The organism is Bacillus swezeyi, assembly GCF_030908325.1.
Classification (GTDB): Bacteria; Bacillota; Bacilli; order Bacillales; family Bacillaceae; genus Bacillus; species Bacillus swezeyi.
In genome coordinates this window covers 170,001-185,135 of record NZ_CP133085.1, presented here as the reverse complement: position 1 = coordinate 185,135, position 15,135 = coordinate 170,001, and the positions used below count along the sequence as shown (strand labels likewise).

15 protein-coding genes and 5 tRNA genes (1 of these 20 cut by a window edge) are annotated in these 15,135 nt (G+C 44.8%); 9 read left to right on the top strand and 11 right to left on the bottom strand.

The window, feature by feature from the left end; translation table 11 throughout:
* Nucleotides 1-100: 100 nt before the first annotated feature.
* The 8 genes from rsiW to RBH91_RS01040 all read right to left on the bottom strand — a co-directional run bounded on the left by rsiW (nt 101) and on the right by RBH91_RS01040 (nt 3,300).
* Nucleotides 101-739, bottom strand: coding sequence for an anti-sigma-W factor RsiW (rsiW, locus tag RBH91_RS01075; protein WP_076757821.1), 639 nt, complete (start codon nt 737-739; stop codon nt 101-103).
* A 13-nt stretch (nt 740-752) separates the two neighbouring features.
* A complete protein-coding gene (sigW, locus tag RBH91_RS01070; protein ID WP_026585614.1) occupies nt 753-1,316 on the bottom strand; it encodes an RNA polymerase sigma factor SigW in 564 nt (187 codons plus the stop codon).
* Between the two features lie 230 nt (nt 1,317-1,546).
* Nucleotides 1,547-2,461, bottom strand: coding sequence for an arginase (rocF, locus tag RBH91_RS01065; RefSeq protein ID WP_307893139.1), 915 nt, complete (start codon nt 2,459-2,461; stop codon nt 1,547-1,549).
* 124 nt (nt 2,462-2,585) lie between these two features.
* Nucleotides 2,586-2,657: transfer RNA gene (locus RBH91_RS01060), tRNA-Gln, on the bottom strand.
* 4 nt (nt 2,658-2,661) lie between these two features.
* Nucleotides 2,662-2,746, bottom strand: a tRNA-Tyr gene (locus RBH91_RS01055).
* An 11-nt stretch (nt 2,747-2,757) separates the two neighbouring features.
* Nucleotides 2,758-2,830, bottom strand: a tRNA-Thr gene (locus RBH91_RS01050).
* Nucleotides 2,831-3,034: 204 nt separating this feature from the next.
* Nucleotides 3,035-3,110, bottom strand: a tRNA-Val gene (locus RBH91_RS01045).
* 115 nt (nt 3,111-3,225) lie between these two features.
* Nucleotides 3,226-3,300, bottom strand: a tRNA-Glu gene (locus RBH91_RS01040).
* A gap of 172 nt (nt 3,301-3,472) precedes the next feature.
* Between RBH91_RS01040 and RBH91_RS01035 the strand changes: the two genes are divergently transcribed.
* The 8 genes from RBH91_RS01035 to RBH91_RS01000 all read left to right on the top strand — a co-directional run bounded on the left by RBH91_RS01035 (nt 3,473) and on the right by RBH91_RS01000 (nt 12,857).
* Nucleotides 3,473-3,925 (top strand): 2-thiouracil desulfurase family protein, encoded by a 453-nt coding sequence (locus RBH91_RS01035; RefSeq protein ID WP_076757817.1) that lies wholly within the window; start codon nt 3,473-3,475, stop codon nt 3,923-3,925.
* 178 nt (nt 3,926-4,103) lie between these two features.
* Entirely contained in the window at nt 4,104-5,021 is a 918-nt protein-coding gene (gene murQ / locus RBH91_RS01030; RefSeq protein ID WP_307893138.1) for an N-acetylmuramic acid 6-phosphate etherase, read from the top strand.
* Nucleotides 5,022-5,037: 16 nt separating this feature from the next.
* Nucleotides 5,038-5,895, top strand: coding sequence for a MurR/RpiR family transcriptional regulator (locus tag RBH91_RS01025; protein ID WP_307893137.1), 858 nt, complete (start codon nt 5,038-5,040; stop codon nt 5,893-5,895).
* 13 nt (nt 5,896-5,908) lie between these two features.
* Nucleotides 5,909-7,276, top strand: a complete 1,368-nt coding sequence (locus RBH91_RS01020) for a PTS transporter subunit EIIC (protein ID WP_307893135.1) — start codon at nt 5,909-5,911, stop codon at nt 7,274-7,276.
* A 52-nt stretch (nt 7,277-7,328) separates the two neighbouring features.
* Complete coding sequence (pbp4b, locus tag RBH91_RS01015) at nt 7,329-8,684, top strand: penicillin binding protein PBP4B (RefSeq protein WP_307893134.1); 1,356 nt, start codon at nt 7,329-7,331, stop codon at nt 8,682-8,684.
* Between the two features lie 15 nt (nt 8,685-8,699).
* On the top strand, nt 8,700-10,619 hold the full coding sequence (locus tag RBH91_RS01010) for a glycoside hydrolase family 3 protein (protein ID WP_307893133.1): 1,920 nt from the start codon (nt 8,700-8,702) through the stop codon (nt 10,617-10,619).
* A gap of 12 nt (nt 10,620-10,631) precedes the next feature.
* Nucleotides 10,632-11,861: an exo-beta-N-acetylmuramidase NamZ family protein gene (locus tag RBH91_RS01005; RefSeq protein WP_307893132.1), complete on the top strand. Its 1,230-nt coding sequence runs from the start codon at nt 10,632-10,634 to the stop codon at nt 11,859-11,861.
* Between the two features lie 123 nt (nt 11,862-11,984).
* The gene (locus tag RBH91_RS01000) at nt 11,985-12,857 is read left to right on the top strand and encodes a PhzF family phenazine biosynthesis protein (protein WP_307893130.1); all 873 of its coding nucleotides are present in this window, start codon (nt 11,985-11,987) and stop codon (nt 12,855-12,857) included.
* A 36-nt stretch (nt 12,858-12,893) separates the two neighbouring features.
* Here the strand turns inward: RBH91_RS01000 and RBH91_RS00995 are convergent, their stop codons facing one another.
* From RBH91_RS00995 to RBH91_RS00985, 3 genes are all read right to left on the bottom strand, one after another.
* Nucleotides 12,894-13,286: a DUF5391 family protein gene (locus RBH91_RS00995; protein ID WP_307893129.1), complete on the bottom strand. Its 393-nt coding sequence runs from the start codon at nt 13,284-13,286 to the stop codon at nt 12,894-12,896.
* A gap of 181 nt (nt 13,287-13,467) precedes the next feature.
* Nucleotides 13,468-14,445, bottom strand: a complete 978-nt coding sequence (locus tag RBH91_RS00990) for a bile acid:sodium symporter family protein (RefSeq protein ID WP_307893128.1) — start codon at nt 14,443-14,445, stop codon at nt 13,468-13,470.
* A 106-nt stretch (nt 14,446-14,551) separates the two neighbouring features.
* Nucleotides 14,552-14,767 carry a WYL domain-containing protein gene (locus RBH91_RS00985; RefSeq protein WP_076757796.1) on the bottom strand — a complete coding sequence of 72 codons (216 nt, stop codon included), beginning with the start codon at nt 14,765-14,767 and terminating at the stop codon, nt 14,552-14,554.
* A gap of 180 nt (nt 14,768-14,947) precedes the next feature.
* On the opposite strand from RBH91_RS00985, the gene RBH91_RS00980 reads away from it, so the two are divergent.
* On the top strand, nt 14,948-15,135 hold the 5' portion of the coding sequence (locus RBH91_RS00980) for a serine hydrolase domain-containing protein (protein WP_307893127.1). 988 nt of this gene lie beyond the right edge of the window; 188 of the gene's 1,176 nt are visible here — the first part of the coding sequence; the start codon lies at nt 14,948-14,950; its stop codon lies beyond the right edge, outside the window.

Genomic DNA, 15,135 nt, shown 5'->3' with positions numbered 1-15,135 from the left:
TAAAATGGTGTGATATATCATTATATATACAGAGGCTATTATAGCACAATTTGAATTCCCAAGTGAAATGACCGCCCTTTATAAAAAAAGAGCAAAGCTCTTAATGTCCGCTTTGCTCTTGATCTTTTGAATCATCCGCGCCGAAAACCGTTTTTCCGGTCGATTTGATCTTGTACCAGACCCAGTCAAACACCGCGTTGATTTCGTGAATCTGACCGGTGACTTGTCCGGCTGAAGCCGTATATTTTTCTCCGTTTACAATGGTGACGTCACCTTCAATTTTGCCTTTTATAATAAGCTTGCCGTTTTTCACGGTTACATCGCCTTTGACAACCTCGCCTTCAGGCACGATAACCGTATTGTTTTTCACAACGAGATTAGGCTGGTTGGATACACTGAAATCATGATCATTTTTCCAGCTTGAAAAAAAGCTGCCGCCCATCAAAATCATAAATAAAGCTGCCGCCACAATAAACGGATGGGCTTTCAGCCATCTGTTAATGGAAACCGTCCGTTTTTCCTTCGGTAGATTCGCCAGCACATTGGCCGTAAAGTTTGCCGGAGCTGTAAGATGCGACGTGCTTTGCACAAGAGCGATGGATTTTTCCATTTCATGAAGGCGTTTTTTACATCCTTCACATGATTGGAGATGCTCTTTTAATCGCGTTTCATCTTCCGGAAGAATGTCTCCATCAAGATATTTATGCATAAGCTGAACAATGTGCTCCGGACAGCTCATTTCATCACCCCACTTAAAGATCCCTTAATTGTTTTCTGAGAGCCTCTCTGCCCCTGTGTATTCTCGTTTTCACAGTACCTACGGGAATATTCAAGATTTCACTGATCTCAATGAGTGAGAGCTCATCAATGTACTTCAATACGATGACCGTCCTGTATTTATCGGGAAGCCTTAAGATTTTTTCCTGAATGGTGCTGTGCAGCTCCAAAGAAATCACTTCGTCCTCCGGAAGCGCAGCATCCGCCGCAACCTGGGAATACATCGTTAGTCCTTCTGTCCCTGCCACCTCTGCATCCAAGTAATAGTCCGGCTTTTTTTTACGGATACGATCGATGGTTAAATTCGTTGCGATTCGATAAAGCCATGTGGAAAATTTCCGGTTTATATCAAAACTGTCGATATTCACGTATGCTCTGATAAATGCTTCCTGTGCAATATCTTCCGCCTCATGCGCATTCCCGAGCATACGGTAGCAAAGCTGATAAATTTTGTCTTTGTAAATATCCACGATGTCTGCAAATGCGTTACGGTCGCCTTTTTTCACCTGTTTAATTCTTTTTTTTATCATTGTTTCCATATTTATCTAACCTCTGCCTTCACCGGTCTTTATGTATACGAATAGATTTTTTAAAAGGTTTCATGAAATTCATAAAAATAGTTTATCAAATTTTTGGGAGGGTGTAGATGGTTTCAATAAGATCGAGCCCTTAATATTAGCTTAAAAATATTAAACATGATAAATGGTTTGAAATTGAGACTTTCCTCCAAAAATAACAGCGGCCTCCGGAGCCGCCGATATCGAACTTCTTATAATAATTTTTCGCCAAACAATGAACCCATTAAAGCAACAGCCGTTTCAGCCGTTTTGTTTCTCTCATCCAATATCGGATTCACTTCAACAAACTCAGCCGATGTAATGAAATTGTATTCTTCAAGCATTTCCATCGCCAAATGGCTTTCCCGATAGCTGATTCCACCCGCCACAGGGGTTCCGACACCCGGCGCATCATTTGGGTCAAGAGCGTCTAAATCAAGCGACAAATGAACACCGTCCGTCCGCTCCCGCAAATAGTCAATCGTTTCCTCCATCACCCTCGTCATGCCGAGACGGTCGATTTCATGCATTGTGTATACTTTGATTCCTTTTTCACGGATCAGCTTCTTCTCCCCATCATCAAGAGATCTTGCTCCGATGATGACAATGTTTTCCGGTTTAATTTTGGCATCTTTTCCGTACAGGCCGGTTAACCCTTCATGGCCGATCCCAAGACTGATAGCCAGCGGCATACCGTGAATATTGCCTGAAGGAGATGTTTCCTTTGTATTTAAGTCAGAATGCGCATCATACCAAATGACGCCCAAGTTTTGATAGTGTTTCGCAAGCCCGGCAAGCGTACCAATCGCAATGCTGTGGTCTCCGCCAAGAACGAGAGGAAATGAACCTGATGCTACAATTTTGTCAACGGCTGCTGCCAGCTTCAAACTCGCATTTGTAATCGCTTTCAAATTGCGTAATTCTTCGGATGCTGTTTCTTCGCCTTCCTTCTCATCCTCTCTCTGGCCGATTGTCAGATCCCCCAAATCTTCAATCCCTCCGCAAAGGCCTTCCAGCCGTTCATTAACTCCGGCACAGCGAATCGCACTCGGCCCCATATCTACTCCTCGTCTCAGCTGTCCGAGATCCATCGGCACACCGATCATTGAAATCTGTTGTTTTAACATGTGATATCCCCCTTCCAGACCTTCATTGTACCGTTCAACACAAAATTGACTCAACAAGACATTTTTTTGAATAGTTATACAAAAAGGCAAAATAAAAAGGACATCCGCACAGGATGTCCAAAAACTGGGCTAGCTGGATTCGAACCAGCGCATGACGGAGTCAAAGTCCGTTGCCTTACCGCTTGGCTATAGCCCAAAAATGGTGGAGGGGGACGGATTCGAACCGCCGAACCCTGAGGGAGCGGATTTACAGTCCGCCGCGTTTAGCCACTTCGCTACCCCTCCGAAAAAAACAGTGCCGGCCAGAGGACTTGAACCCCCAACCTACTGATTACAAGTCAGTTGCTCTACCAATTGAGCTAGACCGGCATGATAAAGAATAAACATTATATAAGAAATAGTTTAAATCGTCGTCCCGAACTCAGCAGGCTCAATCACAGAAGCCTCTCCTTCGGTACGCTGAAGCCAAGCTCCGAAGCACATTCGATCGTGCTCTACCAATTGAGCTAGACCGGCATATCAATATATCTTATGCTTTCACACTTGCGGTTGTGAATAACCGCTCCGCAAAAATGGTGGAGGATGACGGGATCGAACCGCCGACCCTCTGCTTGTAAGGCAGATGCTCTCCCAGCTGAGCTAATCCTCCGCAGTACAGGACGTACAAGTGCATGCATTGCAACAGGACGTTGGGCCTTTAGCATGCCTTCCATTAAAAAGCCCCGGTATGCACCTTACGCTTTTTAACATGCTGTCCTAAAAAATGGTGACCCGTACGGGATTCGAACCCGTGTTACCGCCGTGAAAGGGCGGTGTCTTAACCGCTTGACCAACGGGCCAAAACCTTGTTTTCAAACAGCTCTCGTAAAGCTGACAAAAGTTATTATATACAGGTTCCTCCCCATTTGTAAAGGGGAAATTAAAAATTTTTATTTTCAAACTTCTTGCGTGAATCTTTTTAGAAATGGTTTAAAATATGAGTATCTGAATACAGGAGAGGGGAAGACGAATATGATATTGGTCAGCTCGTGTTTAGCAGGTGTTGAATGCCGCTATAACGGGACGCACAGCTATGTCGAAAAAATAAATAGGCTCGTTGAAGACAATAAAGCGATGATCGTTTGTCCTGAATTGCTCGGCGGTTTTCAAACCCCGCGGGAACCTGCCGAAATTTCAGGCGGAACGGGTGAAGATGTTTTAAACGGTGATGCGGTCATCATGACGACATCAGGAGAAAATGTAACAGATCTTTATTTAAAGGGTGCTTACAAAACACTTGAACTCGCCAGGCAAATTCAGGCTGATACCGTTGTTTTAAAAGAAAACAGCCCATCCTGCGGAAGCAGCCGCATTTACGATGGCAGTTTTTCAAGCCAAAAAATAGCCGGAAACGGAATCACAGCAGCCCTTCTCAAACGAGAAGGCTTTCGCGTAGTTTCCGAACATCAAATAGATGAGCTGTAAAAACACGCAGGCGAAAGCGCAGTCAAGACTGCGCTTTATTTTATTCTTCCGCCGTCTTCATTAGAACCGTTTTAAAACAAAATTTCATTATTTTTCTTTTCTTGTTGAAATAAAATTCCAGAGTGAATATACTGAAAATTAAGAAATATATGCTATTCCGTGTCAGGAGGATTTGTTAATGGAAAACAGCAGCCTAAGCTCCTTAACGACCGAGCTTCGCAATGAAAAGTCAAAGCGTATTCACCAAGCGGAAACAATCGATATTCTCACAATCATCAATGAAGAGGACAAAACAGTGGCTGAAGCAGTAGAAGCCGTTTTACCCGATGTAAAAACTGCCGTTGATTTTGCTGTCGAGTCGTTAAAGAAAGGAGGGCGGATCATTTACATTGGCGCCGGAACAAGCGGAAGGCTCGGCGTACTCGACGCAGCGGAATGCCCGCCGACGTTCAGCATTTCTCCAGATACAGTCAGAGGAATGATCGCCGGCGGAGAAAAAGCTTTGTTCGAAGCTGTCGAAGGTGCCGAAGATCATGAAGATTTTGGAATGCGCGATCTGCAATCGATTCAACTTTCAAAAAACGATACGGTTATCGGAATTGCCGCCAGCGGCCGGACCCCCTACGTACACGGCGGGCTGAAGTATGCCAGACAGACCGGCGCCAAGACAATCTCCTTGACCTGCAACAAAGATTCGGCGATCAGCAAAGCAGCCGACCACAGCATTGAAGCGGTCGTAGGACCTGAAGTCGTTGCGGGATCGACGCGAATGAAGGCTGCAACCGCTCATAAAATGATCTTGAACATGATCTCGACAACAGCCATGATCCGAATGGGCAAAGTCTACGAAAACTTGATGGTAGATGTTCATGTCAGCAACGACAAACTGAAAGAGCGGGCGATTCGAATCATCGAAACCGTCACCGGCGCCGATAAGAAAACGGCCGAAGCAGCACTGGATAAGGCCGGCAATCAAGTCAAAATCGCAATCATTATGTTGAAAACAAAAACGGATGCAGACACAGCACAACATCTGCTGAAGCAATCAGAAGGCAATATTGCAAAAGCATTAACGATTCATGAAGAAAGCTCCTAAAGGAAAGGAAGAAACAATGGCTACAGGAGGATTGGAAATTATTCAAAGCATGCTTCACAAACTCCCTCAGTCTGAACGGAAACTTGCTGAATACATTTTAGAAAACCCACATCACATCGTAAACAGCACGATTCACGAAATCAGCTCTTCCGCAAAAACAAGCGGCGCAGCGGCGATCCGTCTCTGTAAATCACTTGGTTTAAAAGGATTCAATGACTTAAAAATGCGCGTCGCCGGCGATCTGATGAAACCTTCTGATCAAGGGTACCGGGATATTGAACCGCAGGAGCCGCTTTATTCAATCGTTCAAAAAACAACAAGCAATTCGATTCAGGCGATTCGCGATACATTTGACAACATTGACCATGAGCAGCTTCAAAGAGCGATTCAGCTGCTCATCGATGCAGGGACGATTCACTTTTGCGGAATCGGCGCCTCAGGCATCGTCGCACAGGACGCCCAGCAAAAATTTTTAAGGATCAAAAAAAAGGCGACGGCATTTACAGACATGCATCTTGTCGCAACATTAATCGCCAATGCAGATGAACATGACATCGTATTTGCCATCTCACATTCTGGAGAAACCCGGGAAATCGCCAATGTACTAAAACTTGCTAAAAAATACGGCGTCACGGCCATTGGATTGACCCGCTTTTCACAGTCTGCCGTTTCATCTTTAAGCGATATCGCGCTGTATACGTCATGTTCTAATGAAGCACCGTTTCGAAGTGCTGCAACCTCCTCTCGTTTAACACAGCTGTATATGATTGACATTTTGTTTTTAGGAATGGCCGCGGAGAAATATGAAGAAGTCATTCGATATATAGATCAAACAAAAGCGGCCATCAGCTTGATGGGAACAAATGGATTGTAAGGGGGAAATATAGATGACCGATGAAAAAAAATACGCGATCTTGGCTAGGCATATTTTGGAACAGATCGGCGGCGCGGAAAACGTCGCAGACTACACCCATTGCATGACCCGGCTGCGGATCACGCCTGTCAGCAGTCAAAAGGCAAACATCAAATCCATTAAAGCGTTGGAGGGCGTCATCGGCGTCGTCGAAGGAGAAACGCTACAAATCATTCTCGGCACAGGCGTTGTTCAGCATGTAGCAGATGAATTCGGGAAGCTTCTCGTTTCATCAGACCTTGATGATTTAAAAAAAGCCGCAGCCAAGCATAAATCGGCGGTCTCAAAGAAAAACGCAACACCCTTTAAGCTGTTTCTGCGCCGGATCGCAAGCATTTTTATCCCGCTTATCCCCGCACTCGTTGCTTCCGGCTTAATTACGGGCATCACAAAAGCCATTGTCCAAGCCGGCTGGCTCTCAGAAACGTCACAAACCGCCATTATCTTAACGGTGATCGGCTCCGGTTTATTTGCTTATTTAGGCATCCTTGTCGGAGTCAATACGGCGAAGGAATTCGGCGGTTCCCCGGCGCTTGGCGGATTGGCGGGTATTCTGATCCTGAATCCGGCCGTGGGCGACATCAAGCTGTTCGGCGAAGCCCTGCTTCCGGGCAGGGGCGGTTTGATCGGCGTTTTATTCGCAGCTGCTTTTATCGCTTTTATCGAAAAACGAGTCAGACGATACATTCCTCATTCACTCGATATCATTGTGACACCTACTGTCTCCCTTCTGCTCACCGGAATCGTCACATACGTCATCTTCATGCCGGTCGGCGGCTTTATTTCTGACGCCATTACCTCAGGACTTTTAGCCATACTAAATATCGGCGGCATTTTCGCCGGATTCATATTGGGCGCCACCTTTCTTCCGCTCGTTGTTACCGGACTGCATCAGGGGCTTACACCCGTTCATATGGAATTAATCAACTCGATCGGCGATGATCCTCTGCTGCCGATTTTGGCAATGGGAGGCGCCGGACAGGTAGGAGCTGCTTTTGCCATCTACTTTAAAACGAAAAAAGCCAGGCTGAAAAGAGCGATTGCAGGCGGACTCCCGTCAGGCATGCTCGGCATCGGTGAACCGCTCATTTTCGGTGTGACCCTTCCTCTCGGCCGGCCGTTTTTGACCGCTTGCCTTGGAGCAGGCGTCGGCGGAGCTTTCCAGGCCTATTTCAAAATCGCAACCGTTTCGCTCGGCGTCTCAGGACTCCCTCTTTCATTCCTTGTTCATACACATCAAATCCTTTTGTACGTGATTGGTCTATTGATTTCATATGCTGCCGGATTTTTCTTTACGTATGCATTTGGCTTCAACGATGATATGGCAGTTGAATTTGATTAAACGTTTGTTTAACATTTCCACCATATGGTTTTAACAGGAAAGGAGCGACAGCATGAAAAAAATCATCGCCGGAACCATCACCGCCCTTTTATCACTTGCATTCATTTTACCTTCTCCATCACTTGCCCAGACAGTGATTGCAAAAGACAGGCAGCATCAGACATATCAGGTTTTAAAGAAGGCAAAAAATCCTGAAGAAGCCGGTTTTTCTTCAGAAAAACTAAAACAAGTTGACCGCCTGATTGAACAGGATGTGAACAAAGGATTTCCCGGCGCATCCCTGATCGTAGTCAAAGACGGAAAAATTGTGAAAAAAGAAGCCTACGGCTACAAACAGAAATACAGCGGACTCACGCCGCTCAAGCATCAGAAAAAGATGAAACCAAGTACGATGTTCGATCTCGCCTCCAACACAAAAATGTATGCCGTCAACTATGCGCTGCAGCATTTGGCGAGCCGGGGAACGATTGATCTGAATGCAAAAATCTCACACTATATTCCCGGCTTTAAAGACCTTCCAGAAGACATCATCAAAGGAAAAGACCGCCTTCGTGTGATTGATTTGCTTCATCATACGGCGGGGTTTCCGGCAAGCTGGAACTATTACGATCCGCAAACGGCCGGAAAGCTGTACTCTCAGACAAGGAAAAAAACGTTGGCATTTCTTTCAAAGACCCCCTTGGCATACGAACCAGGCACAAAGCAGCTATACAGCGATATCGATTATATGCTGCTCGGGGTGATCATCGAGAAAATCACAGGCCAGCGCTTGGACCAATATGTTGAAAAACAGTTTTACCGGCCTCTCGGCTTGCGTCACACCATGTTTAAGCCGCTGCAAAAGGGCTTTAAACCTTCTCATTTCGCCGCTACCGAGCTAATGGGCAATACAAGGGACGGCACTCTGTGGTTTCCTAATATCAGAACATATACGCTGCAAGGAGAAGTTCATGACGAAAAAGCATTTTATTCGATGGGCGGCATTTCAGGGCATGCAGGCCTGTTTTCAACAGTGGATGACATGGCAGTACTTCTGCAGGTCATGCTGAACGGAGGCGGCTATGGCGATCGGCAGTTATTCAACAACACGGTCATTTGCGAATTTACAAAACCGTCAAAAACAAATGCCACATATGGACTAGGATGGCGCCTCAACGGCAATACCGATATGGAGTGGATGTTCGGAAAGCATGCGAGCAGCAAGGCATATGGACATACCGGCTGGACAGGAACCGTCACCATCATCGATCCGGCATATCAATTGGGTATTGTCTTATTGACCAACAAAAAACACTCACCGGTGATCGATCCTTCAAAAAATCCGAATCAGTTCGAAGGTGATTTATATTCAACAGGAAAGTACGGAAGTGTGATCACTGCTGTCTATGAAGCGCTGAATAATAAATAGGAGGCGATTCTCCATATGAAAAGATTTTTTCAATGCACGCTGATCGCTGTATTGCTGTCAGCCCTCGCATTGCAGCCCGGCACCTCAGAAGCTGATGCAGGACAGCATTCAGAACAGAGTGTCAAACAAATGGTCAGCGATATGACGCTTGAGGAGAAAATCGGGCAAATGCTGATGCCTGATTTTAGAAATTGGAAGAAAGAAGGCGATTCGAGCGCCAAAGGGCTAACGGAAATGAATGACGAAGTAGCCGGAATCATACAAAGATACCACCTTGGCGGCGTGATTCTTTTTGCTGAGAATGTCACAGGCACGGAACAAACGGTTCGCTTAACTGACGGCCTCCAAAAAGCCAGTCCGGATACTCCGCTCTTCATTACGATTGACCAGGAAGGCGGAATTGTCACCAGGCTGGAATCAGGTACAAACCTGCCCGGCAATATGGCAATCGGCGCTTCAAAAAGCAGTAAAAATGCTTACCGTTCCGGAAAAATCATTGGAAAGGAATTAGCAGCGCTAGGCATTAACGTTAATTTCAGCCCTGTACTTGATGTGAACAACAATCCCGATAACCCGGTAATTGGCGTTCGCTCGTACAGCTCCAAGCCGGAGTTGGCCGGCAAGCTCGGCATTAAGACGATGAAAGGCCTTCAAGACGAGCAAATCATCGCCACCGCAAAGCATTTTCCCGGCCACGGCGATACAGCGGTTGACAGCCATTACGGCCTTCCGCTTGTTCCACACGATGAAAAGCGGCTCAGAAGCGTAGAACTTGTCCCCTTTCAAAAAGCGATCGATGCAGGAATTGATATGATCATGACAGCGCATGTCCAATTCCCCGCATTTGACGATACAACCTACAAAAGCAAAAAAGACGGAGAAGATATCATGGTTCCCGCAACACTCTCCAAAAAGGTGATGACAGACCTTTTACGGAAAGATCTCGGCTTCAACGGAGTTGTTGTGACGGATGCCTTAAACATGAAAGCCATCTCCGACAATTTCGGGCAGGAGGAAGCTGTCGTCATGGCCGTCAAAGCAGGGGTTGATATTGCGCTCATGCCAGCTCAAGTCACCTCTCTTGAGACAGAGAAAAACCTGGCCGGTGTATTTGAAGCCCTTCTCAAAGCCGTCAGACAAGGAGACATTCCGATTGAACAAATCAATCAATCGGTTGAAAGAATTCTTACGCTAAAAATGAAGCGGGACATACTCGACAACACTGCGCCCGAATCTCTTCAGAAAAAAATCAAATACGCCTTGAAAACAGTCGGCAATCAAAAGCACGCAAAGTCAGAAATGAAAATGGCAAGAGAAGGCATCACCGTATTAAAAAACAGCAGCGGCACCCTTCCATTCAAACCGAAAAAAGGGGATACCATTCTCATTCTCGCTCCATATGAAGACCAAACAAGAGCGATCTCAAAAACAATCAATAAGATAAAGAAAAAAGCGGTTTTAAAAGAATATCATTTTGCAGAGAAAGTATTTAATGAAGAAGTTGAAAAACAAATCGACCAGGCCGATTATGTCATCACAGGATCATATGTCGTCAAAAACGACCCTGTAGTGAACGACGGAATCATCGATGATAACATTCAGGACTCAAGCAGATGGGCAACCGCTTTTCCGCGCGCCGCAATGAAATATGCCCAGTCAAAGCAGAAAAAGGTTGTCTTAATGAGCCTTCGCAATCCTTATGACACGGCAAATTTTGAAGAAGCTCAAGCGGTGATTGCGGTTTATGGATTTAAAGGCTATACAAACGGGCGTTTCAGGCAGCCGAACATCCCGGCCGGAGTTGAAGTCATCTTCGGCAAGGCAAAGCCTAAAGGAACATTGCCGGTTGATATTCCTTCTGTTACCAAGCCGGGAGAAATTCTTTACGAATACGGATTTGGATTAAATCTGAAAAACGGCAAACCACTTAAATAAGGAGGGGATACGATGAGAAAAAAAGCGCTTTGGCTGCTCGCAGGAATGGTTGTCTTAGGCACCTTGACGGCAGCTGCAACCTATCCGGGCAAGGAAAAGAAACCGAAAGTCACACCAGGCATCGAAATGCTCATGAACAAGAAAAGCTTATTAAAAGGAAAAAGGGTTGGGCTGATTACAAACCCTACAGGTGTTAATGCAAGCTTAACGAGCAGCATAGATTTGCTTCATCAAGACCCCGATATTGAGCTGACCGCGCTTTTTGGACCTGAACACGGCGTACGGGGGGACGCTCAAGCAGGAGATGAAGTTGAATCATATATTGACGAAAAGACCGGTCTTCCCGTCTACAGTCTTTACGGTGAGACAAAAAAGCCCACACCGGAAATGCTGAAAAATATTGATGTCCTGATATTTGATATCCAAGATGTCGGAACACGCTTTTACACTTACATCTACACCATGGCATATGCGATGGAAGCAGCCAAGGAAAATGACATTCCGTTTATTGTATTGGACCGGCCAAATCCGCAGAGCGGAACAAAAGTGGAAGGCCCGGTTCTCAACCCGGATTATTCATCATTTGTCGGAAGATATCCCATTCCTTTAATACACGGAATGACGGCAGGAGAACTGGCAAAACTGTTTAATAAAGAGTTTGACCTCGGCGCCGACTTAACCGTCATCAAAATGAAAGGCTGGAAACGGCAGATGTATTTTGAAGATACAGGGCTTCCTTTCGTCCTGCCTTCCCCAAACATGCCGACGGCTGACACAAGCATTGTCTATCCCGGCACAGGCTTAATTGAAGGAACCAACATTTCTGAAGGAAGAGGGACGACCAAACCTTTTGAATTAATCGGCGCACCTTACATGAAAAGCACGGAACTGGCCGAGAAACTAAACAACCTGAAACTCCCTGGGGTTCGATTTAGAGCCGCTTCGTTTACTCCGACATTTTCAAAGCATCAAAATAAACTGTGTCACGGCGTGGAACTTTATGTGACAAACAGATCGGCCTTCAAGCCGGTAAAAACCGGCCTCTCGATCATTAAAACCGTCCATGACCTGTATCCGAAAGACTTTGAGTTCCTCCCTTCGGGCAATTTCAACCGCCTGATCGGAAACGGCTGGGTCAAAAAAATGATCGAGCAGGGTGAGTCAATAGAAAACATCGTCAAAAAATATGAGGCAGAGCAAAAACAGTTTATGAATACCAGAAAGAAGTATTTGCTTTATTAAGAAGGGCGGCAGCCGCTCTTCTTTATTTTTTGCCGCAGGTTGGACTGTTCAATAACCCTCATCTCATGTAAGATATGTAAAACTGCCTTTGGGCATCTGTATTATTTTGAGGGGGAGAGATTCATGGAATTTTATCTTGTAGATGTGTTTGCAGAAACAAAATATGCGGGAAACCAACTCGCTGTATTTAAAGCAGAAAAAAACTTATCGGGTGAAGAGATGCAAAAAATCGCAAGGGAAATCAATTTCTCCGAGACAACATTTATTTTATCCGGAAAACAGGAAAACGGCGGATATGACGTCCGAATCTTCACCCCGGAAAAAGAAATTCCGTTCGCTGGCCATCCGACATTGGGCACAGCTTTTATTATTAAGAATGAAATCGAAACAGAACCTTCTTCAAATGTCATTTTGAATGTGAAAGCAGGCGCGATTCCCGTGGCATTTGACAATGGTGAAGATCATGTTATTTGGATGAAACAAAACCCTCCTGTGTTTAATCGCACTTTTGACAAAGAAATGCTGGCGGGCGTACTGGGAATCGACCCAAGTGATATAGATTCGAATTTTCCGATACAGGAGGTTTCCACAGGTCTTCCTGCGGTTATTGTGCCATTAACATCACTGAGTGCAGTTAAAAAGTGCAAAATCAACAGTGATCAATATGAAGCTTTTATAAAAGACATAGAAGCCAGTCTACTCGTTTTCTCCCCGGAAACATATCATGAAAAAAACGACATCAATGCACGGGTATTTTGCGATTGTTTCAGTGTTCCCGAAGATCCGGCGACAGGCAGTGCAGTTGGGGATCTCGCCGGATATTTACTGCATCACCGTTACTTTGATAAAAGTCAGCTCAGCATAAGGGCTGAACAGGGATATGAAATAAACCGGCCTTCCCTGCTTTATATTGAAGCTCAGACAATGGAAAACAGCATTGAGATTCATGTCGGCGGAAATGTCCACCTTATCGCAAAAGGAACTTGGCGAGTTTGACACCGAAGTCTGGCCTTCTATGAAGGCAGACTTTTTTTATCGAAAGTCAGCCCGCTGAGACTTTGCCGACGAACGAAAAGCTGTGAAGAACCAAATAACATTTACGATGGTTAATACAACGCAGAGACTTATAACTCCCCATAATGCAGATTGAGTTCCGCTAAATGAGCCAAACAACAAAATAACTGGAATCATTGCAACAATGATCAATAGTCCAATTCCGCAAAAAACGGCCATTACAAACTTCATTGCGTCAATTCCGATCATATAAACAATGAGAGGAAGAATATAAAATACCAAAACGGTTCCAATTGCCGCCCACATGCCGAAAGTGCCAAACTGATTGGCATGTGGGCCTGAATCGGCGAGCGGTGAAAGTGAAGCGGTGACTAACAAAGAGGAAAAGAGAAATGCAGAGATTAGTGTCATGATAACAACGCTTGCTTTATTTTCATGATGCTTTTCACTCCTTTAATGTATTGGATATTTGCTGGGTGTCCGCCGGAAAAACGGTTCATCCGGGATTTGCAGAGGCTGCCGTTTAAATAAGTTCTTTATCCGCGCAATTGCAAAGAAGCATGGCAAAGTCTGTTGATCAGAGTCTGGCCTTCTACGAAGGCAGACTCATTTTTTTATTGAAATGATTCGCTTTCTTCAGCTCGCTTCTTGCAAGCAAATGTCCAAACAACGCAGCCAGGATTTGCTGGAACAGCATGCCGATCACAACCGGCACAGCCACTTTCGCCGGAAAGAAACCGGTGGCCAAGACTGCGCCTGCACTGATATTCCGCATCCCTCCGGTAAAGATTAAAGCAACGATTTCCTCTTGCGGCCGTTTCAGCATCCGGCCTAAAAGCCAAGCCGTTAAATAGCCTGTGAATGCCACTAAAAAAACCGTTAAAGCTATCGTTAAAAACTTTAAATCGACCGTTTTCAAATACGGAGCGACCACTGAGCTGTTAATCGCCACCACTGCAGCTAATCCCATTTTAGAAAATGGTGCGCAATTCGCGCTTAAACGCGCTGTCCTCTTCGGAGTTGAAAATTGGTTGACAAGCATCCCTAATAAAGAAGGGATCACCACCATTCCGAATAAACCTTTCATCATACCCGCTACATCCATTTCGACCTGGGCGCCCGCAAGAACTGAAAGACTGAAAGGGACAATAAAAGGAGAAAGAATCGTGTCAATTAAAATGATCGATAGGGTCAAGCCGATATTCCCTTTATACATAGCTGCCCAAATCATACTTGTAATACCAGTTGGGATCACAACGCCGAGAATAAGCCCTGTAATCGTAAATGAATCGCCATTAAATACAAGATGCCCCGTGCACCATGCCAACACCGGCATAAATACATGCAAAACAAATAAAGCCAGCAGCATTGGCAGGGGATGAACCACTGCAGCTTTAAGCGACTGAAAGTTGGCCCCCAAACTTCCAGCAAACGTCATAAAAGCAAAAATCCACGGTACAAAAGCAGCAAACCCATATAAATGTTCTGACAGCAATACCCCGCTGACAACGCTTATAGGCGTCAGTAAAGGCATGATTTTCCCAAGTGTTTTATTTATTGACTGAAGCATAGATGTTAAACGCCCGCTCTCTTTGAATTATATATATTGATTATAACAAAAGATGGAATATCAAAACAGGAAGGCAAAAGAAAGAGGAAAACTGTGGATTGAAGTTTTATGCATAATGTTTTCTTTTTTTATACGGAACAGCAGCCAAAATGGCATCAATCTTAAACATTCTGATCTGCTGTTTTTGGAAGCAAAATGCCTTTACATAACCGTTTTTAATTTCCTTGATGAGAATCGTTCGTTTGGAGAATTCGCTCTTCTTCATATAAATCATTTCTACTGGAGAACCGTCTTCCATGGCCCGGTAAAGCACTTTTCTCATCTTCTCACTCCTTTCTTTTACCATCATTTTATACGAACATTTGTTCCGTTTCAAGTGTGGATTTATAGTAAATATTGGGACTCTTTAAGTTCATGTATGAAATTATTAGCAAAAGGAAGAAACTTTTTAAGGAGATTATGCGTCAGTAAATACGTCACATCTTAAAGAAGGAGTCCCGCCATGGCCAGAACATATAAAACTCGAATGAAGAAAAGGAAAAGGCAAAACAGAAATAAAAGGCTTCTCATATTTGCCTTTCTGCTTATTTGCGGATTGATTTACATTGCTTTTCCAGAAACCCCATATGATCATCAGGAAAAACATTTGCAAGCAACTGAAAAACAGACAAAGCCTGAAAAGAAAGAGAA

What these genes read in the sequence shown, in the direction of transcription:
- rsiW (WP_076757821.1), bottom strand. Translation starts at nt 739, where the DNA reads ATGAGCTGTCCGGAGCACATTGTTCAGCTTATGCATAAATATCTTGAT.
- sigW (WP_026585614.1), bottom strand. Translation starts at nt 1,316, where the DNA reads ATGGAAACAATGATAAAAAAAAGAATTAAACAGGTGAAAAAAGGCGAC.
- rocF (WP_307893139.1), bottom strand. Translation starts at nt 2,461, where the DNA reads ATGTTAAAACAACAGATTTCAATGATCGGTGTGCCGATGGATCTCGGA.
- RBH91_RS01035 (WP_076757817.1), top strand. Translation starts at nt 3,473, where the DNA reads ATGATATTGGTCAGCTCGTGTTTAGCAGGTGTTGAATGCCGCTATAAC.
- murQ (WP_307893138.1), top strand. Translation starts at nt 4,104, where the DNA reads ATGGAAAACAGCAGCCTAAGCTCCTTAACGACCGAGCTTCGCAATGAA.
- RBH91_RS01025 (WP_307893137.1), top strand. Translation starts at nt 5,038, where the DNA reads ATGGCTACAGGAGGATTGGAAATTATTCAAAGCATGCTTCACAAACTC.
- RBH91_RS01020 (WP_307893135.1), top strand. Translation starts at nt 5,909, where the DNA reads ATGACCGATGAAAAAAAATACGCGATCTTGGCTAGGCATATTTTGGAA.
- pbp4b (WP_307893134.1), top strand. Translation starts at nt 7,329, where the DNA reads ATGAAAAAAATCATCGCCGGAACCATCACCGCCCTTTTATCACTTGCA.
- RBH91_RS01010 (WP_307893133.1), top strand. Translation starts at nt 8,700, where the DNA reads ATGAAAAGATTTTTTCAATGCACGCTGATCGCTGTATTGCTGTCAGCC.
- RBH91_RS01005 (WP_307893132.1), top strand. Translation starts at nt 10,632, where the DNA reads ATGAGAAAAAAAGCGCTTTGGCTGCTCGCAGGAATGGTTGTCTTAGGC.
- RBH91_RS01000 (WP_307893130.1), top strand. Translation starts at nt 11,985, where the DNA reads ATGGAATTTTATCTTGTAGATGTGTTTGCAGAAACAAAATATGCGGGA.
- RBH91_RS00995 (WP_307893129.1), bottom strand. Translation starts at nt 13,286, where the DNA reads ATGACACTAATCTCTGCATTTCTCTTTTCCTCTTTGTTAGTCACCGCT.
- RBH91_RS00990 (WP_307893128.1), bottom strand. Translation starts at nt 14,445, where the DNA reads ATGCTTCAGTCAATAAATAAAACACTTGGGAAAATCATGCCTTTACTG.
- RBH91_RS00985 (WP_076757796.1), bottom strand. Translation starts at nt 14,767, where the DNA reads ATGAGAAAAGTGCTTTACCGGGCCATGGAAGACGGTTCTCCAGTAGAA.